At 73.6% G+C, this 19848-nt stretch carries 16 protein-coding genes and 1 riboswitch; of the genes, 6 read left to right on the forward strand and 10 right to left on the reverse strand.

Features of this window, described 5'->3' with window-relative positions; translation table 11 throughout:
* Both AB0G32_RS04260 and AB0G32_RS04265 read left to right on the forward strand, forming a co-directional pair.
* A complete protein-coding gene (locus AB0G32_RS04260) occupies positions 1 to 486 on the forward strand; it encodes a DUF6668 family protein (RefSeq protein ID WP_361157831.1) in 486 nt (161 codons plus the stop codon).
* Positions 487 to 605: 119 nt separating this feature from the next.
* The gene (locus AB0G32_RS04265) at positions 606 to 1643 is read left to right on the forward strand and encodes an amidase family protein (RefSeq protein WP_361157834.1); all 1038 of its coding nucleotides are present in this window, start codon (positions 606 to 608) and stop codon (positions 1641 to 1643) included.
* Positions 1644 to 1671: 28 nt separating this feature from the next.
* On the opposite strand, the gene AB0G32_RS04270 is transcribed toward AB0G32_RS04265, so the two are convergent.
* The 4 genes from AB0G32_RS04270 to AB0G32_RS04285 all read right to left on the reverse strand — a co-directional run bounded on the left by AB0G32_RS04270 (position 1672) and on the right by AB0G32_RS04285 (position 6130).
* Positions 1672 to 2532, reverse strand: a complete 861-nt coding sequence (locus tag AB0G32_RS04270) for an ABC transporter permease (RefSeq protein WP_361157836.1) — start codon at positions 2530 to 2532, stop codon at positions 1672 to 1674.
* A gap of 85 nt (positions 2533 to 2617) precedes the next feature.
* Positions 2618 to 3553 carry an ABC transporter ATP-binding protein gene (locus AB0G32_RS04275; protein WP_361157839.1) on the reverse strand — a complete coding sequence of 312 codons (936 nt, stop codon included), beginning with the start codon at positions 3551 to 3553 and terminating at the stop codon, positions 2618 to 2620.
* 43 nt (positions 3554 to 3596) lie between these two features.
* Complete coding sequence (locus tag AB0G32_RS04280) at positions 3597 to 4832, reverse strand: DUF2092 domain-containing protein (protein ID WP_361157841.1); 1236 nt, start codon at positions 4830 to 4832, stop codon at positions 3597 to 3599.
* A 287-nt stretch (positions 4833 to 5119) separates the two neighbouring features.
* Positions 5120 to 6130, reverse strand: a complete 1011-nt coding sequence (locus tag AB0G32_RS04285; protein ID WP_361157843.1) for a polyprenyl synthetase family protein — start codon at positions 6128 to 6130, stop codon at positions 5120 to 5122.
* Between the two features lie 588 nt (positions 6131 to 6718).
* Positions 6719 to 6885: riboswitch (cyclic di-AMP (ydaO/yuaA leader) on the forward strand.
* 4 nt (positions 6886 to 6889) lie between these two features.
* Between AB0G32_RS04285 and AB0G32_RS04290 the strand changes: the two genes are divergently transcribed.
* A complete protein-coding gene (locus tag AB0G32_RS04290) occupies positions 6890 to 7399 on the forward strand; it encodes a transglycosylase SLT domain-containing protein (RefSeq protein WP_361157845.1) in 510 nt (169 codons plus the stop codon).
* A 44-nt stretch (positions 7400 to 7443) separates the two neighbouring features.
* On the opposite strand, the gene AB0G32_RS04295 is transcribed toward AB0G32_RS04290, so the two are convergent.
* The gene (locus AB0G32_RS04295; RefSeq protein WP_361157847.1) at positions 7444 to 8247 is read right to left on the reverse strand and encodes an HAD family hydrolase; all 804 of its coding nucleotides are present in this window, start codon (positions 8245 to 8247) and stop codon (positions 7444 to 7446) included.
* A 230-nt stretch (positions 8248 to 8477) separates the two neighbouring features.
* Here AB0G32_RS04295 and AB0G32_RS04300 point away from each other — a divergent pair, with 230 nt between their 5' ends.
* From AB0G32_RS04300 to AB0G32_RS04310, 3 genes are all read left to right on the forward strand, one after another.
* Positions 8478 to 9542, forward strand: coding sequence for a GNAT family N-acetyltransferase (locus AB0G32_RS04300; RefSeq protein WP_361157849.1), 1065 nt, complete (start codon positions 8478 to 8480; stop codon positions 9540 to 9542).
* A 111-nt stretch (positions 9543 to 9653) separates the two neighbouring features.
* Positions 9654 to 10895, forward strand: a complete 1242-nt coding sequence (locus AB0G32_RS04305; protein ID WP_361158241.1) for a glycosyltransferase — start codon at positions 9654 to 9656, stop codon at positions 10893 to 10895.
* A gap of 104 nt (positions 10896 to 10999) precedes the next feature.
* Positions 11000 to 11755 (forward strand): polysaccharide deacetylase family protein, encoded by a 756-nt coding sequence (locus AB0G32_RS04310; protein ID WP_361157851.1) that lies wholly within the window; start codon positions 11000 to 11002, stop codon positions 11753 to 11755.
* Between the two features lie 6 nt (positions 11756 to 11761).
* On the opposite strand, the gene AB0G32_RS04315 is transcribed toward AB0G32_RS04310, so the two are convergent.
* The 5 genes from AB0G32_RS04315 to AB0G32_RS04335 all read right to left on the reverse strand — a co-directional run bounded on the left by AB0G32_RS04315 (position 11762) and on the right by AB0G32_RS04335 (position 19585).
* Positions 11762 to 12916, reverse strand: a complete 1155-nt coding sequence (locus AB0G32_RS04315) for a glycosyl hydrolase (protein WP_361157854.1) — start codon at positions 12914 to 12916, stop codon at positions 11762 to 11764.
* Positions 12913 to 13359, reverse strand: coding sequence for a hypothetical protein (locus AB0G32_RS04320; protein ID WP_361157856.1), 447 nt, complete (start codon positions 13357 to 13359; stop codon positions 12913 to 12915). Before AB0G32_RS04320 ends, AB0G32_RS04315 begins: the two co-directional genes overlap by 4 nt.
* Positions 13356 to 15233 carry a glycosyltransferase gene (locus tag AB0G32_RS04325; protein ID WP_361157859.1) on the reverse strand — a complete coding sequence of 626 codons (1878 nt, stop codon included), beginning with the start codon at positions 15231 to 15233 and terminating at the stop codon, positions 13356 to 13358. Before AB0G32_RS04325 ends, AB0G32_RS04320 begins: the two co-directional genes overlap by 4 nt.
* 445 nt (positions 15234 to 15678) lie before the next feature.
* Positions 15679 to 18264, reverse strand: coding sequence for a lipopolysaccharide biosynthesis protein (locus tag AB0G32_RS04330; protein ID WP_361157862.1), 2586 nt, complete (start codon positions 18262 to 18264; stop codon positions 15679 to 15681).
* Positions 18257 to 19585, reverse strand: coding sequence for a DegT/DnrJ/EryC1/StrS family aminotransferase (locus tag AB0G32_RS04335; protein ID WP_361157864.1), 1329 nt, complete (start codon positions 19583 to 19585; stop codon positions 18257 to 18259). The genes AB0G32_RS04330 and AB0G32_RS04335 overlap by 8 nt, the downstream gene beginning before the upstream one ends.
* Between the last annotated feature and the right edge of the window lie 263 nt (positions 19586 to 19848).

A 19848-nucleotide genomic window follows, 5' to 3' on the forward strand; every position in this document is an offset into this window, starting at 1 on the left:
ATGCGCACCAGCATGCAGCAAGGGCCGGAGATCTGGATCCGCGGACCGGTGTCCGCACCCGAAGCGGTGCCGCCCGCCGCACGGCGCCACTCCTGGGTCGGCAGCCACGGCGGCGCGGGCGTCACCACCCTCGCCGAGGTCTACGGCGGGCAGGACTGCGGCCGGAACTGGCCCGGCCCGGCCGATCCGCCGTCCGTCCTGCTGGTCGCCCGCACCCACGCGGCGGGCCTGGCCGCCGCCGTCCGCGCGCTGGACGCCGTCCGGCACGGGGAGACGCCGCCAGGACTGGACCTGGCCGCCGTCGTGCTGGTGGCGGACGCGCCGGGACGGCTGCCGCGCCCCCTGGTCCAGCGGGTGCGGCTGCTCGAATCCGCCGTGGGCGTGCACCATGTGCCCTGGGTGCCCGCCTGGCGGCTGGGCGACCTCGGCGGCTCCCCGCCACGCGGCACGCAGGCGCTGGCCCGGCTGACCGGGGCGGCCCGCTGACCACCCGGCACGCTCACGACGACCGATCGCTGCGGCACCCCTGGGCGGGCCGCGCCGCCCCGGCCGCCGGGGAGACCGCCGAGGCGGTCCGGTCGGGTCGGCTGCGGGCCGCGGACGCCGTGGCGGCGGCGCTCGGCCGGATCGCGGCCGCCGACGCCTCGCTCGGCGCGTTCCTGGAGGTCTGGGCGGCGGACGCGGCGCGCCGGGCCGCCGAGGTGGACGCCCGGCTGCCGCTGGCGGGCGTGCCGATCGCCGTGAAGGGCCGGCGGGGGCTGCGGGCGGCGGGCCCGCTGCTGGCGGCCGGGTGTGTCGCCGTGGGCGCGACGTCCGTGCCGGGCCCCGGCCCCGGCTGGCAGACCTGGGGGCTCGGCGCCCGGGGCCGTACCGTCAACCCGTGGCGGGCCGACCGTACGCCGGGCGGCTCCTCGGCCGGGGCGGCGGCGGCCGTGGCGACGGGGCTGGTGCCGCTGGCGACCGGCGGCGACGGGGCCGGGTCGGTGCGGATCCCGGCGGCGTGGTGCGGCGTGCTCGGACTGAAGCTGACCAACGCCGACCGTACGCGGCTGGCGGCGCCCGGCGTCCTCACCCGGTCGGCGGCGGACGCGGCGGCGTATCTGCGGGCCATGGCGCCCCGCGCCGCCGGCCTGGCCGGCCCCGCGCTCCCGGTGCCCGCCCTCTGGTCCCCCGACCTCGGCTTCGCCGCCGTTGACGAGGAGCCCGTCGCCCTGGCCCGCGCCGCGGTCGACCGGCTGGTCGCGGCGGGCGCCGTACGGCTGGTACGGCCCCGGCGACCGCTCCGGCTGCTGGACCCGGGGCCCGCCTGGCTGGCCCTGCGCACCCCCGGCGCCGATCCGCGCGACGCGCTGCGGACCCGGGCGGAGAACGACCGCCGGCTGGCGCTGCTGTTCGGCACGGCCGCCCTGCTGCTCACGCCGACGACACCGACCGCGCCGCATGGCCACGAGGGTCCGGGCGACCGCTACTCCACCGCGCTGACCTGGGCGTTCAACCTCAGCGGGCATCCGGCGCTCAGTCTCCCGGCGGGCTTTGGCACCGACGGCTGCCCGGCCGGGCTCCAACTGGTGGCACCGCACGGCGCGGAGGCACTGCTGCTCGCGGTCGCCCAGCGGGCCGAAGACACCGGCGTCAGCCCATGACTCAGGCCGCGGTTCGCCGGGCCGCGGCTCAGGCCGTGATGTCCTTCGCCGTGAACCGTGCCCAGGCGGCCGAGCCGAACACCGCCGCGTACAGCGCCTGGAGGCCGAGGTTTTTCACCAGGTCGTCCCAGTAGACCGGTTCGCGCAGCAGGTCGGCGAAGGACAGCCAGTAGTGGGAGAAGAAGTACGGCTGGAGGGCGTGCAGCTGCGGGATCTGGTCCAGGATCTGAACGGTGATCAGCAGGCCGACCGTCGTCGCCATCGCCGCGATGCCGCTGCCGGTCAGCGTCGAGACGAACAGGCCGAGCGCCGCCACGCCGACCAGGGAGGCGGCGACCACCAGGGCGATCAGCAGGGCCCGGCCCAGGCCCTCGGCGAAGCTGATCCGGGTCCCGGAGATGGTGGTCAGGTCGCCGAGCGGGAACAACAGCGCCCCGACCGCGAGCGCCGAGCCGGCGACCACCAGGGTGGCGGCCAGGCAGAAGGCCAGTACGGTCGCGTATTTGGTGAGCAGCAGGCGGGTGCGGCCGGCCGGGGCGACCAGCAGGTAGCGCAGGGTGCCGGCGCTCGCCTCGCCGGCGAGCGCGTCCCCGGCGACGACGCCGATCGCCATCGGCAGGAAGAACGGCAGTGTCGCGGCCAGCGCGGTGAAGACCAGGAACAGTCCGTTGTTGGTGACCTGCGAGATGAACGCCGGTCCGCCGCCGCCCCCGCCGCCGGCCGGGTCCCCGTCGCCGGTCTCGATCTTCACGGCGATGCCGACCAGCACCGGCACGGCGGCCAGCACCGCCAGCAGCGCGAGGGTCCGCCAGCGCCGGAAGGTGGTCAGCAACTCGTTGCGCAGCAGCCCCAGGCTCCAGAGGGCACGCGGCTCCCGCACTTCTGACATGTCTGGTACGCCCGGTACGTCCGGTACACCTGTTACATCCGGTACACCTGGTACGTCCGATGCCTCCGGTACGTCCGGCCGCATCTCAGCCCGCGACATCGAAGCCCTCCCCGGTCAGCGCCACGAACGCGTCCTCCAGGGAGGCCCGCTCCAGGCCGAAGCCGCGCACCCGGACCCCGGCCGCCACCAGCGCGGCATTCACCTCGGCCGGGTCGCGTTCCGGCGGCTCGGCCGTCACCCGGGCCTCGGCGATCACGACGTCGGCGGCGCCCTGTTCCTTCAGCACCCGGGCCGCGTCCGCCGTGTCCGGCGTGGTCACCACCAGTCGCCCGCGCGCGCCGGCGGCCAGGTCGGCGACCGGCCCCTGGGTGATCAGGCGGCCCCTGGTCATCACGGCCACATGCGTACACACCTGTTCGATCTCGTCCAGCAGGTGGGAGGAGAGGAAGACGGTCGTGCCGTCCGAAGCCAGGTCCCGCACCAGGATGCGGATCTCCCGCATGCCCTGCGGATCGAGCCCGTTGGTCGGCTCGTCCAGGACCAGCAGGCGGCGCGGCTGGAGCAGCGCCGCCGCCAGGCCCAGCCGCTGCCGCATGCCCAGCGAGTACGCCTTCGCCTTCTTGCCGGCGGCGGCCGTCAGCCCGACCCGGTCCAGTGCCGCGGCCACCCGGTCGCGCCGGGTGCGCGGGTCGGCGGCCGGGTCGGCGGCGTCGTAGCGCAGCAGGTTGTCGCGGCCGGACAGGAAGCCGTACAGGGCCGGGCCCTCGATGAGGGCGCCGACCTCGGGCAGTACGGCGCGGGCGGCGCGCGGCATCGGGCGGCCCAGCACCCGGGCGGTGCCCGAGGTGGGTGCGATCAGGCCCATCAGCATGCGGATGGTGGTGGTCTTGCCGGAGCCGTTGGGGCCGAGGAAGCCGAAGACACTGCCCGCCGGGACGGTCAGGTCCAGACCGTCCACGGCGAGCTGTCCGCCGCGGTAACGCTTGGTGAGTCCCCGGGTGGCGATGACGGCGTCGTCCATCGGCTCCTTCACTTCGTCCGCTGCGGGGTACGGGTGCTGCCCCTCACTGGTCCGCGTCGGCCGCCGCGACCAGCGCGTCCTTGGTGACGGCGCCCACGTACACCGTGCCGTCGTCGGTCATCAGGGCGTTGACCAGCCGGGTGCTGAACACCGTGCCCGTACCGAACTTCCCCTTGACCTGGTCGCCGAGCGAGTCCAGGAAGCCGCCGAGGTCGCCGCCGGCGGCACCGGTCGGCAGGCCGCCCTCGGCGCCGGTGTCGAAGGTCGCGACCGCGTTCCAGCCCGCGCCGATCACCTTCAGGCCGTCGAGGTCCTTGCCCACCTCGCCCTTCTGGTCCGCCTGGCCCGACGCGGCACCCTTGCCGGTCTCGGCGCCCTTGCCGGTCTCGGCGCTCTTGCCGATCTCGTCGCCCTCGGTCACCTTCGCGCCCTTCGGCGGCGTGAAGTCGAACGTCGACGCGGCCGGCTTGGCGAAGCTGACCTGGGTGAATCCGGCGTCCACCACCGCCGAGCCGCCGCCCGCCGGGCTGAGCGTGAACTTCAGCGGCACCCCGGTCTTCGCGTCCACGGCCACACTGATCGAGCCGACCGTGGAACCCTTCTGCTTCGGCTCGATCACCAGGCGGTACGCGTCCCGGCCGGCCACCTGCGCGGTGCCGTCGACGGTCACGGAGGTGGTGTCGTCGACCGACTTCAGGGCCTCCTCGGCGAGGTCGCCGGGCGTGGCCGGTACCTCCGCCGCCCGATCGTCCGGGTCAGCGGCGCCGGAGGTGTCGGCGGTCGAGTGGTAGACCTCGCCGGACTTGCTGTCGTAGCCCCAGACGTCCTTGCCGTCGTGGATCAGGCTGTACTCGGCGGCGTCCTGGAGCAGCGACACCTTCTGCCGGTCGGGGCCGTCGGCCGCGACGCGCAGCGTGTGCGTGCCCGAGGCCAGCTCCGTCAGCTGCGCGGACGGGTCCGCGGCGGAACCCTCGTCCGCGCCGCCGCTCCCGCCGGAGGACGCGGCACCGGACAGCAGGCCGCTCTCCAGACCCCCGAGGTCCGGCAGGCCCAGGTCGGTGCTGATCTTGACCGTGCCGGACAGCTGCTGCGTGTCCGACGCGGCGATCTTCTCCACGAGCTGCTGCGCCGTGATGTCGGGCAGGTCGGGGTCCCCGGAGTCGGCGAGCGCGGGAACCAGTCCGATGGTGGCCGCCGCGACGCCCATCACCGTGACCGGGACGACGTACCGCGCGGCCCTGCGGCGGCGCGCCCCGCGCGCCTCGGCCTCGGCAGCCAAGTCGGCATTGGTATCGGTACCGGTATCGGTATCGGTTCCGGATTCGTACGGTGCCATGTGCCCTACCTCCGTCGTCGCCGGCGGCTGTCCGTGACCTCGCCCCGTCACCCCGAAGTCCACCTTGAGCCGCCATTCTCACCCGAATCGGTGAGGATGTGTGGTTTTCCGTGATGACCATCTGACCAAATCGGCCACCGGAATGCGTCAGACCGCAGGCTCAACTCCGTGTACTGCTGCGGTATGACACGCGACGGCGGGGCGTACCCCGACCCGTAGGGGACGGGGTGTCAGCCGGCCCGGTGCACGACCGCGTCGCACAGCTCGACCAGCGCCGTCTTCGCGTCGCAGGCCGGCAGCGGGGCCAGTGCCGCGCGGGCCTCCTCCGCGTAGCGGACGGTGTCCCGCCGGGCCTGTTCCAGGGCCGGGTGGGCGCGCAGCAGGCGCAGCGCCTCGGCGTGCCGGTCGTCGTCGGTGAGGTCGGAGGCGAGCAGCTCGCACAGGGCGAGGTCCTCGGCCAGTCCCAGCCGGGCGGCGCGCTCACGCAGCCGCAGCACCGGGAGGGTCGCGATGCCCTCGCGCAGGTCGGTGCCGGGGGTCTTGCCGGACTCGTCGGGGTCGGAGGCGATGTCCAGCACGTCGTCCGCGAGCTGGAAGGCGACGCCGAGCCGCTCGCCGTACTGGGTGAGGACGTCGACGACCGTCTCGTCGGCGCCGGACATCATCGCGCCGAACCGGCAGGAGACCGCCACCAGCGAGCCGGTCTTGCCGCCCAGCACGTCCAGGTAGTGCTCGACCGGGTCCCGGCCGTCCTGCGGTCCCGCGGTCTCCAGGATCTGGCCGGTGACCAGCCGCTCGAACGCCAGGGCCTGCACCCGGACCGCCTCCGGGCCGAGATCGGCGAGGATCTGCGAGGCCCGGGCGAAGAGGAAGTCGCCGGTCAGCACGGCGACCGAGTTGTCCCAGCGGGTGTTGGCGCTGGGCACCCCGCGGCGCACCGCGGCCTCGTCCATCACGTCGTCGTGGTAGAGCGTGGCGAGGTGGGTCAGCTCCACGACGACGGCCGAGGGCACGATGCCCGGGGCGTGGCGGTCGCCGAACTGGGCCGCGAGCATCACCAGCAGCGGCCGGAACCGCTTGCCGCCGGCCCGCACCAGGTGCTGGGCGGCCTCCGTGATGAAGGGCACCTCGCTCTTGGTTGCCTCCAGCAGCCCTTCCTCGACTGCCGCCATTCCGGCCTGGACATCGGCTTCCAGAGCCTGGTCCCGCACGCTCAGCCCGAACGGCCCGACGACGGTCACGAGGGGTCTCCTGTCTGCTGGTGTCTACTCGCGGTTACACGGCTGGTCGATAGGTCGCTGCCATCACTCAAGTCAGCGTATCCGGTCACCTTTCGATCACCGATAGCGCCCACCGTTACAGGCCGGTCGGTATCAGATCATGAACTGTATGTTTTTGATCAGGCGATATGAGCGGACATGGATTGACATCACGGATCCCACCACCCCTCCCAACGTCGTGCGACCCGGGAACGTCACCCATTCGACCTATGGACCTCCGTTCCCACTTTCGGGCGAGTGACGCGGGCCGCCCCGCCACCACTGGCCCATAAAGCATGAGTTGGCCTTATTGCCCGATTTGCCTTACTTGTCGACGCCAGTGAGTTGACTCACGCTGTCGCCCGACCGCGCGGCACCGCCCGTACAGCATCCATCCCGTTGCCCCGTAAGCCAGTTGACCCTTGCCATTAGCAAAGGATCAAGCACCCCAAATGCCTCAGATCAAGGTCAACATGCACGTTAGGTGATTCCGGCACTTGTTCCGGACATGTGCTGTCGCATACGTTCCCGGCCTGTCGAGCGGACGCCGAATCCTGCCACCGCCCGACGCACCCACATCCGACTCATTCACGGCAGGAGCGGGGGACCCAGGTAAGTCGCCGCGCCGGTCCACCGGACCGGGGCGGCTCGGGGTGAAGCCGGGCCCGACAGGGCACGGCCGGGCACCTTTCCGCCCGAACCCGACAGCTCACCTCGCAGGCGTATGGAGAGGACCGCATCATGCCTGCAAAGGGCCTCCGGCACGCCGCCGGGACCAACCGACTCGTCCGCAAGCTCGCCCTCGCCGGGGCCGGCGCGGCCGTGCTCGCACTGCCGATCGCCGGCGCCACCAGCGCGTCCGCCGCCACCCCGGCCGCCGACTCGACCACGGCGACCACCACGGCCGCGATGACCGCGGCGAACGGCTACAGCAACAACCTCGACGGCTGGATCCGCCAGTCGCTCGACATCATGGCCGACAAGGGCATCCCGGGCTCGTACAACGGCATCTACCGCAACATCATGCGGGAGTCGTCCGGCAACCAGTTCGCCATCAACAACTGGGACATCAACGCCGTCAACGGCACCCCGTCCAAGGGCCTGCTCCAGGTCATCCAGCCCACCTTCGACGCCTACCACGTCGACGGCACCTCCTGGGACCTGTACGACCCGGTCGCCAACATCACCGCCGCCTGCAACTACGCGGCCGACCGGTACGGCTCGATGGACAACGTCTACAGCGCGTACTGAGCCCGGCGTCGCACAAAGAGGCACGCGAAGAGTCACGTGAAGAGTCACGTGAAGAGTCGTTCGAGGACGACGGCCACGCCGTCGTCCTCGTTCGACGTGGTGACCTCGTCGGCGACCGCCCGCAGTTCCGGGTGGGCGCCGGCCATGGCGACGCCGTGCGCCGCCCACAGGAACATCGGGATGTCGTTGGGCATGTCCCCGAAGGCAACCGTCCGCCGCGGGCTCAGCCCCAGGTGCTCCGCCGCCAGCGCCAGACCGGTCGCCTTGGTGACGCCGCTGGGCTGGAGCTCGACCGTCCCCGGCCCCGACATGGTGACCGTGGCGAGCGAGCCGACCACCGCGCGGGCCGTCCTCGCCAGCTCGTCGTCGGACAGCCAGGGGTGGCGCAGCAGCACCTTGCTGATGGGCGCCGCCCACAGGTCGTCGCGCCGGTCCACCCGCACGGCGGGCAGCGTCGGGTGCGGCATCAGGTACCCGGGCTCGATCAGCGTGAGCCCCGCCACCCCGTCCTGGTCGACGGCCGCGTGCACCTGGCCCACCTCGGCCTCGATCTTGCCGAGCGCGGTCTCGGCCAGCTCCCGGTCCAAGGTGACCGACCACAGCAGCCGGTCCGCGCCGGCGTCGTACACCTGCGCGCCCTGGCCGCACACCGCGAGCCCCCCGCAGCCGAGGTCGCCGAGCAGCGGGCGCACTCGCGGCGCCGGGCGGCCCGTCACCACCAGGTGGTGCGCCCCCGCCGCGGCCACCCGGCCGAGCGCGGCGAGCGACCGCTCGGAGACGGTGTCGTCGCCGCGCAGCAGCGTTCCGTCCAGATCGGTGGCGACGAGTGCGTATGCGGTGGGGTCCATGATCAGAGAATACGGACATCGCGCGCTCCCGACTCACCCTCGGCAGCCACTCGTTCACCGGTCCACATGTCCGAAAGCTGTCGCATCACCGGCTAAAGGCAGTTAAAGCGCTGTGCACCGGTTGGCAACAACATGCTCCGCTCTCTACCCTCCGAGCGGCCCCAGAGGTACCTTCCTTCTGTTTAGGGGGACTTGATCGGGGGGTCGGGTTGAGCAGTGGACGCATTCGGGTGCTGAGGCCTGGGGAACTGGGCGAGGGGGAACGGGAGCACTGGCGTGAGCTGCGCGCCAAGTCGCACGCCCCTCGCAACCCCTTCATGGAACCGGAGTTCACCGAAGCCGTGGGCCGGGTCCGGCCGCGGGCGCGGGTGGCGGTGCTCCACGACGGCGGCGAACCGGCCGGTTTCCTGCCGTACGAGCGCGGCCCGCTGGGGCAGGGCCGGGCCATCGGTCTCGGGGTGTCGGACTGCCAGGGAGCGGTACTGCGCCAGGGCCCGCTTCCGGACCCGCGCCAGCTGCTGCGCGCCTGCGGGCTGTCGAGCTTCGCCTACGACAACCTGGAGGCGGACCAGGGACTGTTCACGCCGTACGCCGCCCAGGAGTACGCCTCGCACGTCATCGACGTCGCGAACGGCTACCCGGCGTACGAGCGCGCGCTGCGCGCCCGGTCGCCGAAGTTCCTCAAGACCACCCTGGCCAAGGAACGCCGGCTCGGCCGCCAGGTCGGGGACGTGCGCTTCGTGTTCGACGAGCGCGACCCGGCCGCGCTGCGCACGCTGATGGCGTGGAAGTCGGCGCAGTACCGCAGGACCGGCCGCCGCGACCGGTTCGCGCAGCGCTGGATCACCGAGCTCGTCGGCCGGCTCGCCGCCACCCGCACCCCGGAGTGCGCCGGCACGCTGTCCGTCCTCTACGCCGCGGGGCGGCCGGTCGCCGCCCACTTCGGACTGCGCTCGTCGACCGTCCTGGCCTGCTGGTTCCCGGCGTACGACGTGACGGTCGCGAAGTACTCGCCGGGACTGGTGCTGCATCTGCGGATGGCCGAGGCCGCCGCCGCCGAGGGCATCGGCCTGCTGGACATGGGACGCGGCGCGGCCGAGTACAAGGACTCGCTGAAGACGGGCGAGCTGCCCGTGTACGAGGGCGCGGTGACGCGCTGGGGGGCGGGCGCCGCGCTGTACTGGCTCGGCCGCGAGCCCGCGCGCCGGGCGCACGGGTTCGTTCGCGACCGGCCGCGGCTGGCCTCGCTGGCGGCCCGGACGCTGCGCGGCGCGGCGCGGCTGCGGCGCACATAGACGACCGAGGACCGAGGGGGGATGCGTGTGTTCGGGACAGGGTGGGCGCTACGGGGGACGGCACGGGAGACCGCGGCCCGGGAGATAGCGGACTTCCTGCGCATCGGGCCGGTGCAGGTGGCCGAGCTGGAGCTCGGGGACGGCGCGGCCGCGCGGCCGTCGCTCAGACCGGGGCCGGGGAGCCCGCCGGTGACCGCGGGCGAGGTGTTCGTGCTGGTCCGGCGGGCGGGACGGCCGGTCGGCACCCTGCTGGGACGGGTGCCGGAGGGCGCCGACGCGGGGTCCGTGCTGGCGGCGCTCGCCGGGGACCTGCCGGGCGGTCCGGCGCCGGTCCCGCGGCCGGACGACCGGACGCCCCCGTCCGCCAGTGTCGTCGTCGCCACCCGGGAACGCGCCGGTCAGCTGGCCCGCGCCCTCGACTCGCTGCTCGCCCAGGACCACCCGGACTTCGAGATCGTCGTCGTGGACAACGCGCCGGTGACCGACGAGACCCGGGACCTGGTGACGCGGAAGTACGGCGAACGGGTGCGGTACGTGCGTGAACCGGTGCCCGGCCTCGCCGTCGCGCACAATCGCGGGCTCGGTGTCGTACGCGGCGAGGTGACCGCCTTCACCGACGACGACGTGGTCGCCGACCCGCGCTGGCTGGCCGAACTGAGCACGCCGTTCGCCGCCGACCCGGGCCTCGGCTGCGTCACCGGCCTGATCCTGCCCGCCCGGCTGCGCACCCCCGCCCAGGTCCTCCTGGAGAGCCACGGCGGCTTCGCCAAGGGCTTCACCGCGCGGACCTACGACCCCGCCGACCCGCCCGCCGACGAACCGCTGTTCCCGTTCACCGCCGGACGGTTCGGCTCCGGCGCCGGCATGGCCTTCCGGACCGCGGTGCTGCGCGAGGTCGGCGGCTTCGACCCGGCCACCGGCGCGGGCACGCCCGCCCGGGGCGGCGACGACCTCTACGGCTTCGTCCGGGTGCTCGCCCACGGGTACCGGCTGCGCTACACCCCGACGGCCCTGGTCTGGCACCACCACCGGGAGACCTGGCGGGACCTGGAGACCCAGGCGTTCGGCTACGGGGCGGGGCTCACCGCCTATCTGACGGCGGTCCTGGTCAACTGCCCGGCCCTGCTGCCCGCCTTCCTCGCCCGGCTGCCGGGCGGACTGGCACACGCCCGCACCCTGACCGCCGTACGGGACACGGACCGCGCAGCCGGGACGGCTCCAGGGGGGCACGACGACCGTACCCATCCCTGGCCACGGCGGCTGTCGCGGCTCCAGCGCCGGGGGATGCTGTACGGCCCGCTCGGCTATCTGCGGGCCCGGCGGGCGCTGCGAACCGTCGCAGGGGAGCGGTGATGGGCGGGGGCGGGAGTGCCGGAGGCAGACCGGGCGGGGGCATGCGAGGCGGGGCCGGGGCGGCGAGGGGGACGTGCATCCCCGTCTTCCTCTACCACGCCGTGATGGACGACCCGCCCGGCTGGATCGCGGAGTTCACCGTCACGCCGAAGCAGTTCGCCGCGCACCTGGACGCGATCGCCGGCAGCGGCCGTACGCCGCTGACCATCAGCGCGCTCGCCGACCACCTCGCCGGCCGGGCCCCGCTGCCGCCCCGGCCGGTACTGCTCACCTTCGACGACGGCTTCGCCGACCTGCCGGGGCCGACCGCCGAGACGCTGGCCGGGCGGGGCCTGGCCGCCACCGCCTACCTCACCACCGGGGCCATCGCGCCCGGCGGACACAGTCTGCTGCCGCCCGCCCCGATGATGACCCTGGCCCAGGCGGCCGGCCTGGAGCAGCACGGCATGGAGGTCGGCAGCCACACCGTCACCCACGCCCAGCTCGACACCCTGTCCGCCAAGGCGCTGGCGGTCGAACTCCGCTCCTCCAAGGCGGTACTGGAGGACACCCTCGGCCACCCGGTCCGCCACCTCGCCTACCCGCACGGCTACAACAGCGCCAGGGTGCGGGCCATGTCGGCCCGGGCCGGCTACGAGACGGCGACCGCGGTGCGGCACGCGCTCAGCTCCGACCGGGACGAGCGGTACCGCATCGCCCGCCTCATCGTCCGGCGCACCCACACGCTCGCCGACGTGACGGACTGGCTGGCCGGGCGGGGCGCGCGGCTCGCGCCCCACCGGGACAGCCCGAAGACGGTCGCCTGGCGGTGGTACCGGCGGGGCCGCGCGGTGCTGCGCGGCCCCGAGTTCGCGGGGTGACCACCCTTACGGGGCCGGCTGGTTGAGATACGGGTCGGCGACCGCCGCGCGCAGACTGCGCCAGGCCGCGTCGCCGGCCACCGACAGGTCGCAGTGCGGTCCCGGGTCCCGGTAGTTCCACTGGAGCGCGGCCTTGACCCCGTCCAGGTCCCTGAGCACCCCGGGCACCCGCGCGTACCACTGGGCCTGCCGGTCCGGCCGGTCCGGGTCGGACGCGCTGCCGAACTCCGACAGCATCAGCGGCTTGTCGTCGGATATGTGCGCCCGGATCCAGTCGTGCGTGGCGTGCTGCGTCCGGGCGAAGCTCAGCCACCGCGTCTGGTGGCAGCGGTAGTAGTTGTACTGGTTGTAGCCGATCCAGTCGACGTAGTCGTCCCCGGGATACAGCCGCTCGAACAGGTCGGCGTGGTTCAGGTAACCGGTGATCACCCACGTCCACACCACGTTGTCCACGCCGAGGTCGCGGAACCGGTCGTGGATGTGCCGGTAGGCCCGGACGTAGTCCTCGGGACTGCCGCTGGCCGGGGTGCGGGTGTCCATCTCCAGGTCGAAGGAGAGGAACACCTTCTTGCCGGTGCGCTCCCCGTACTCCTTGATCCGCTCCGCCTGGACGTCGATGACGGAGTCGTCCAGCTCCCCCTCGTAGATCTGCCGCCAGGTCGGCTGCTGCCGCTTCGTGCCGCCCCACCACTTGCTCTCCCAGGACAGCAGCAGCATCCGGTCCGCGCCGACCCGCTGCTCCTGCTCGGTCAGCAACTGGCCTTCGAGACGGGTGCCGGTGACGGCGGACATGTCGTGGTACGTGTACACGATGTCCAGCTTGCGGCCGGCCTTCTCCTCGTAGGCGCGCACCTTCTCGGCGAGGTTCGACTTGTCGTGCTGTACGAAGGCGCCGAACCAGGCGCCGCACGGCGGTTCGAGCAGTGCGGTCGGGCGGCACCGCTCGCCCTGGCCGGAGGGGCTGGTCCCGGAGCCGTCGTCGGGGCCGGCGGTGTCGCGCAGGGCGAGCACCGCCAGCAGCACCGCGCACGCCACGACGGCGGAGGCCAGCAGCAGACGGCGGCGGACGCGCCGGTGGGGTGGTTCGCGGTGCCGTGGTTCGCGGTGCCGTGGTTCGCGGTGCCGTGGTTCGCGGTGCCGTGGTTCGCGGTGCACGTTCACGGAGCGGCACCCTTCCGTGTCCTCGGTGGCCGCCCCGGCTTCGGCGCCGGGGCGGCGCGCAGGCGCGGACAGAACGCGGCGAGCGTGGTCAGCAGGGTGAGGATCAGCAGCACCCGCTCCCCGCTGAAGGCGCGCGTGGCGATCAGCACCGTCGCGACGAGCATGACCGCGCAGACGCTCAGCAGCACGGCCAGCATCACCCGTTCCAGCAGGTCGGAGTGGCGGTCGAAGTCGGCGCTGCGGCGGTCGACGGGGCCCTCGGCGGGGCGGAACCGCAGCGCCGGGCCGCAGATCCGGACCAGGGCCGCGCCCGGACCGGCGGCCAGGAAGAGCGCCACCGCGGCGCCGCGCGGCGGTGAACCGCCGGGCAGGGCGAGGGCGGCCAGCGCCAGCCAGCCACCGAACGCCGGCAGCATGCGGATCACGAGGTCCTGCGGGGTCATCGGACCACGCCCCCCGTCTCGGCGGCCGGTTCGAGGACGTAGACCGTGCCGGCGCTGTTCTCGGCCACCAGCCGGAACCGCGGTGACGCGGCCACCGACCGGCGGATGCGCTCCAGTTTCGCGCCGTCGAGCTGGCCGTCCATCTCGGAGTTGGCGATCTGCCCCTGGGACAGCAGGAGATAGGCGCGGGCGGGCGGTGCCACGGCGCTCATGTCCCGGGCCAGGGTGGCGGCCGGGCTGCGCACGATCGCGTCGACGTGGCTGCGGCCGTCGTCGAGGAACCAGTAGTGGTCCACGCTCCAGTAGGAGTCGTAGGCGAGCGGGTAGTTCCGGTTGGCGGCGACCACGAGCGACCCTTCCGGTGCCTGGTCGAACAGGTTCCGGACCAGGGCGACCTCCGCGGGCGGGAAGTAGTTGATCCGGTCCTTGCCGGCGTAGGCCGGCACGAAGGCGAGTGTCCCGGCGAGCAGCGCGACCAGCGGCACCCAGACGCCGTACCTGAGATCCGGCAACCGGAACCGGCGACGCCGGGCGGCGGGGACCGGCCCCCGTCCGGCCACTTCCCGTCCGGCCACCTCTCGTCCGGCCGCCTCCCGCGCGGCCAGGTCGGCGGCCAGCGTGCGTACCTTGGGCAGCAGTGCCGCGCCGGCGAAGAAGGCCGCGCCGGGCAGCATGAACATCAGCACCCGGAAGATCATCTCGCTGCCGTAGCTGCTGGCCACGAACATCGGCAGCGGGGCCGCCGCGACCAGCAGCAGCGGCAGCGCCCGGTAGCGCAGCACCGGCTGGCGCAGCACGCCGAGCGCCGCGAGCAGCAGTACGGAACCGGAGAGCAGCCGGGCCGCCCAGGAGGTGGCGATCGCCCCGGCGCCGGTCGGGGTGGCCTCGTACCCGGTCTCGACGTTGGCGCCGACGTCACCCACCGAGCGGATCATGTCCGGCATCGCGGCGGACAGGAAGGGCAGTGCCGCCGTGAGGCACCAGGCCAGGAAGATGACGACCACGGTGACCACGGGCACCCAGTGCCGGTAACGGCGGGTCAGGCACAGGGCCAGCAGACAGACGACCAGCATGCCCGGGGTCAGCTGGTGCGAGACGACGATGGTGGTGACCAGCATGGTCAGCAGCACCGTCCAGACCGCCGGCCGCGGCCGGCCGCGGTGGCCGCGCCGGCCGCCGTACCGGCGCAGGACCACGGCCAGCACGCCCACGTGCAGCACGAAGGCGACGGACTGCGGGGAGAAGTAGTCCTGGCCCACCCAGTTGGCGACGTAGAACAGCCAGACCGAGGTCCAGATCAGCCGCCGGTCGGTGGTGAAGGTGCGGTAGATCAGCAGCAGCGGGAGCAGCAGCATCAGACTGGAGACCAGGGGCCACCACGCCATGTACATCGCGGTGTTGTCCACGCCGAGCAGCCGCACCAGCGCGGCCTGGGCGGCGAAGAAGCCCGGCCACTGGTCGTAGACGGCCATGTCGCCGAGTTGTTCCTCGGTCCCGAGACCGCCGGCGGTCAGCAGGTGGTCGACGACCGCGTCGTGCTTCCACGCCCAGGCATACAGCGGGGTCGGATAGACCAGGGCCTGGGTGGCCCGCTCCATCAGCAGCAGCCCGAGAACGTACGCGAGCGACCAGCCCTGCGCCCGCTTCGGGTCGCGGACGGTGCACCAGAAACCGGCCGTGAGCACCGCGAGGCCGGCCCAGAAGGCCGGGTGCAACGCGCTGACCAGGCCGAAGTCGTCGAGGTGGGAGACGTCGGTGCGGGCGATCCCGTACCCCCACAGGGCGAGCGCCACGAGCAGGGGCAGCGCCGGCCAGACCCGGGCGCCACGCTGCCGGGCGGTCCAGAGGGGTGCGAGATCGGCGAGGTCAGTCATGGGGAGGGGGCCGGCGGCGAAGCCCGGTGCCCCCTGCGTGAGGGGCGGACGACGGCGCGCTCCTCGCAGGGCGGCACGAAACCACCCGCCCGCCGGCCGCTTCGGTTCCGGGGGCCAGGCTCCCGGGGGTCGGTCGGACGTGTCTTCGGCGTTGTGATCCGCCGGTTCCTGGGAGGCGGGTGTCGCTGGTGCCTCGACCGTCCCGGCCTCCTCGGCGGCAGCGACGTCGGGCTTCTCGGCCGCCCCGGTCCTTTCGGGCTCCGGTGACGTCGGCTCCGGGGCGGCCGGCGCCGGTGCCCCGGACGTGTCCGGCCCGTCCGGGGACGACGCGTCCGGGATCTGTGGTCCGGGCACGGGCTCCGGTCCGGATCTCTCCCGTGGAGTGGTTGGCGGACGCACGACGTTCCCCCCTGGCGGTTCGGCTCTGTGCTCGATCTGTGCGCGATCAGTCCCTGGATCTGTCGTTCGGTCTGGAACGGTGCGGGGACTCGGACGTCGGTGCTGGTGGCTGTGCCGGTGCTGGTGCTTGTGCCTGTGCTGGTGCTTGTGTTGGTGTTGGTGCCGATGCGGGTAGCGGCGTGGATGCCGGTTGCGGCGTCGGTGCCGGTCGGTGCGGTGGCAGGATCCGGGCGAGCAGGACCAGCAGGGCGAGCAGCAGGAGAAGGGGCGGCGCGACCGGCGCGAGCGCCTGCCGCCACACCCAGCCGCCCATCGCGGCGAGATACAGAACCCCCCAGCGTCCCGGCCACGGCAACCGGTCGCCCGCGTACGCGAGCAGCAGCCACAGCGGCACGAGACACAGCAGTTGCAGCACGGGCGGCGCCCAGCGCAGCAGCGGCTCGGGGCCGTCGAGCCCCAACGCGTCCGCGAGGAATCCGGCCGTCTTGGTATAGAACGTCCCGCCCACCGGCCGTGGTTCCCGGCCGAGGGCGACAGGTGCCGCGTACAGGGCGATCATGGCGGCGCCCAACGCGGCACCGGGCAGCCGCCAGTCGACGCGGGCGCTCAGGGTCACGGAGGCCACGAACACCACCAGCAGTAGCCCGCCCGCGACGAGGGCGGTGAGCGGCAGCCCTTCCAGCAGCTCACGGCCGGTCAGCGCCGTCCGGGAGACCCCGTCCAGCCAGGGCAGTCCGCGCAGCGCCGTCCAGAAGGTCGCGGTGGCGATGCCGAGCACGGCCCAGAGACCGATCCACAGCCACCGTTCCCAGGTCTCCTCCGTACCGGACGGGGCGGGGTCGGCCGCGCCGGCGGACCCGGCCGCCGCACCGCCTGGCTCGACTGCCCTGTGCGTCTCGTCCGCACCGTGCTCCCCACGCCCACCGTCGCGGGTGTCCCCGACCGGCCCGTCGCCCGGCCCGTCACCCGGCCCGTCACCCGGCCCGTCGCCCGGCCCGTCGCCCGCCCGGTCGGCCGAGCCGTCCGGTGGCCGGACGATCACGGCGAGCGGGTCCGCCTCCAACGCCTCCCGCTCGAAACCGGGCCGCCCGATGAAGAGGGTGACGGTGTCCTCCCGCCCCGCGGTCCGTGTCCCGTCGGGAGGATCGTGCTCGTAGGCGGCTCTGCGGGCCCAGCCCGTGCCGTACCCGGCGGTGGCGTTCAGCCGCGCCCAGCGGGTGCCGTAGGCGGGGGTGCCGGGCGCCGGTTTCCGGGCACCGCCGGTCACCTTGGCGTCGCCGGACCCGGCACCCGGGCCCCGCCCGGCACCGGCTCCGGCTCCGGCTCCGGCTCCGCGCAGCGCCGCGCGTAGCCCGGGCACGCAACCGGCGGCGACCAGCGTCATCCCCAGCAGCACCGCCCAGCCGGCGCCCGCGATCCCGGCCGGGGTGAACAGCACGGTCGCGCTGCCCAGCACCAGGACGCACATGGTGCCCTGGACGGCCGCGAGCACACCGGTCCGGCCCTGCACCCGCAGCACCCCGATGTACAGCTCCACCACGATCCGCGGCAGCGCGCCGAGGGCCAGCAGCCGCAGCACCGTGGAGCCGTGCTGGGCGTAGTCCTCGTCGAACGGGGCGAGGATGTACGGCGCGAACGCCACCAGGAACGCCACCACCGGCACCAGCAGCAACGTCATCCGGCGCAGCGCCCCGCGGACGCCGTCGGCGAGCGCCCGGGGGTCGTGGGAGGCGTGCGCGGTGAGCGAGGAGGCCATGTTGATGGCCATGAACTCCATCGTGCCGCCGACGGTGTAGGCCACGTAGAAGTAGCCGTTCTCGGCGGCGGTGAAGCGGACGGCGACCATCACCGGCAGCAGGTTGATCATGGCAAGGCTGAACAGCGCGCCCAGCGAGTCACCCGCGAGGAAACGGCCCATCTCGCGGTAGGCGGGCGGTTCCAGGTCTCGGTCGGCGGCCACCTGGCGCGGGATCAGTCCCCGGAAGATCAGCCAGCCGATCGGCAGGGTGGAGAAGGCGATCGCCACGGCCCAGGAGACGAAGATGCCGAGTACCGGCAGGGTGGTGGCGAAGACGGCGAGGAGGATCAGCTTGCCGACCGAGAACACCGCGTTGCCGGCCGGCACCCACTCGGCCTTGCGCAGCCCGGTCAGCACCCCGTCCTGGAGGGTGAGCAGTGCCCAGGCCACGCAGGCCGCGACGAACAGCGTGCCCGCCACCGGCGTGCCCAGCGGCGCGTACGAGTCGCCCCACCGGTCGAGGGTGAGCAGGAAGACGCCGGCGGCCAGCGTGACGACCACCGAACTGGCCGCGTAGGCCCGCCAGACCAGCGGCCCCGTTCCCCGTCCGGCGCGCGGCACGAAGCGGACCACGGCGCCGATCATGGTCGTCGCCGTGATGCTGGCGAGCAGCCGCATCGCCGCGATGGCCGCGGAGCCCTGGCCGACGGCCTCCTCGGTGTAGTACCGCGCGGACACCAGCCAGAAGCCGAGTCCGAGCACGGCGGAGACGCCGGTGCTGAGCATCAGGAAGTAGGCGTTCTTGAACAGCGAGTCCGAGCCGTACGATCCCTCGGCCGGCCCGCCGCCGGCCGCCCGGGTCCCGGCGGTCTCCCGCACCTGCGCCTCAGCCACGGAACGGCCCCGGCCCTTCCGGTAACGGACCCGGCCCGCTCAGGCCCGCGGGCGGCTCGGCCGGCCGGACGCCGGACTCCTCCAGGATCCCGATGACCTCCCGCGCACGCAGCGGGTCCACCGGCAGCGCGTGCCGGGCGAACCAGCGTGCCGCCTCGGGCGCGGGCGAGGGGTCGGTGAACTCCGCGCCGGCGTAATCGTCCAGGGGCGGATCGTAGAGATACCCGACGACGACACCCCGCCGGGCGAGCGCCGCCATCGCCGCGTCCCGGTCCGCCACCAGCAACGGCACCCGGAACAAGGGCTGCACCGGAACGTCGTCCCCCGCCCGAACCTCCCCCGCGCCCAACCCCCTGCCCACCACCTCGGCGGCACCAACAACCGTGTCCGTCCCAACAGCCCCGTCCGCCCCGCCCCCCGCCTCCGAACCCGCGCTCGGCAACCGCCGCCCCCCATACCCGGCACCGGCCGCCCACCGCGTGGCCAGCAGCAGTTCCGTCCCCGCGCGGCAGTCGGCGAGTACGTCGTCCAGCCGAGCGAGCTTGCGGCCGACGCGGGCGAGCCGGAACCGGCCGGATCTCAGCCGGTAGTCGTGCATGTCGACGCGGACCCACGGGTCGTGCGCGTCCAGGTCCGGCGCGCCGGCGACCGCGCGGGCCAGCGCCCCGGGCCGCAGCGGCATCCGGATCTCCGCCCGCTCGGCCATGCCCAGCAGCCGCAGCGTCGCCCAGGCGGCCCGGCGCAGCCGCAGCGCCCGCACGGCCGCCTCCGCGTACGGCCGGATCGCGTAGGCGAGTTCGGCCGTCGCCCGGCGTGGCGCCAGCAGTTCCTCGCACGCCTTCTCCAGCACGTCCCGCACCCCCGGATCGGCGACCGAGAGGATCCCCCCGGCGTGTGCTCCGACGTGCTTGGACAGGCTGAAGACGGAGGCGTCACCCCAAGTACCGACCGGCCGGCCGCCCACCTCGCTGCCGATGGCGTGCGCCGCGTCCTCGAACAGCACAATCCCCAACGCGTCGCAGCGCCGGCGCAGTTCGGGCGCCGGGTCCGGGTTCCCGTACAGATTCGTCGTCAGCACGGCAGACAGGCCGCCCCACGTCGCCGCGGGCACCGCATCGATGTCGATGGACCCGTCCCACGGCTTCAGCGGCGCCTGCACCGGCCGCAGTCCGGCCGCCAGCACGACGAAGAAGATCACGTCGTCGTTGACCGGCGACATCAGCACCCGGCCGCCCGGCGGGCACCAGTGCCGCAGCGCCGCGTACAGGCCGAACCGGCACGACGGCACGTACACGCATTCCCGGCCGAGTCTGTCCCGCATGGTCTGCGCCGGGCGCTTCCACCCGGCATGCGACGACACCGAACCCGGACCGGCCTCCCCAATGGCCATCCGCTCCCCCTGGTGTGCCTTGCGAACGCCCCCTCCCCGAGGCCTTCCGGCACCCGTCCAGAGTCTCCCCGTTCGCACCGCTCCGTCAAGATTGCGAATCGGCCTGTGGACAACTTCCCGCACATGAACAGAAGCGGAGAGCTACCCCCCCCCGACCATTCGCCGCCACCCGCCCGGCCACCCGGCCCGACCGC

It is taken from the genome of Streptomyces sp. NPDC023723, from assembly GCF_040639815.1.
GTDB lineage: Bacteria > Actinomycetota > Actinomycetes > Streptomycetales > Streptomycetaceae > Streptomyces.

Bases quoted from the DNA above. Each gene is read 5' to 3' on its own strand.
- AB0G32_RS04260 (WP_361157831.1), top strand. From the start codon at position 1: ATGCGCACCAGCATGCAGCAAGGGCCGGAGATCTGGATCCGCGGACCG.
- AB0G32_RS04270 (WP_361157836.1), bottom strand. From the start codon at position 2,532: ATGTCAGAAGTGCGGGAGCCGCGTGCCCTCTGGAGCCTGGGGCTGCTG.
- AB0G32_RS04275 (WP_361157839.1), bottom strand. From the start codon at position 3,553: ATGGACGACGCCGTCATCGCCACCCGGGGACTCACCAAGCGTTACCGC.
- AB0G32_RS04290 (WP_361157845.1), top strand. From the start codon at position 6,890: ATGCCTGCAAAGGGCCTCCGGCACGCCGCCGGGACCAACCGACTCGTC.
- AB0G32_RS04295 (WP_361157847.1), bottom strand. From the start codon at position 8,247: ATGGACCCCACCGCATACGCACTCGTCGCCACCGATCTGGACGGAACG.
- AB0G32_RS04310 (WP_361157851.1), top strand. From the start codon at position 11,000: ATGGACGACCCGCCCGGCTGGATCGCGGAGTTCACCGTCACGCCGAAG.
- AB0G32_RS04320 (WP_361157856.1), bottom strand. From the start codon at position 13,359: ATGACCCCGCAGGACCTCGTGATCCGCATGCTGCCGGCGTTCGGTGGC.
- AB0G32_RS04325 (WP_361157859.1), bottom strand. From the start codon at position 15,233: ATGACTGACCTCGCCGATCTCGCACCCCTCTGGACCGCCCGGCAGCGT.
- AB0G32_RS04335 (WP_361157864.1), bottom strand. From the start codon at position 19,585: ATGCGGGACAGACTCGGCCGGGAATGCGTGTACGTGCCGTCGTGCCGG.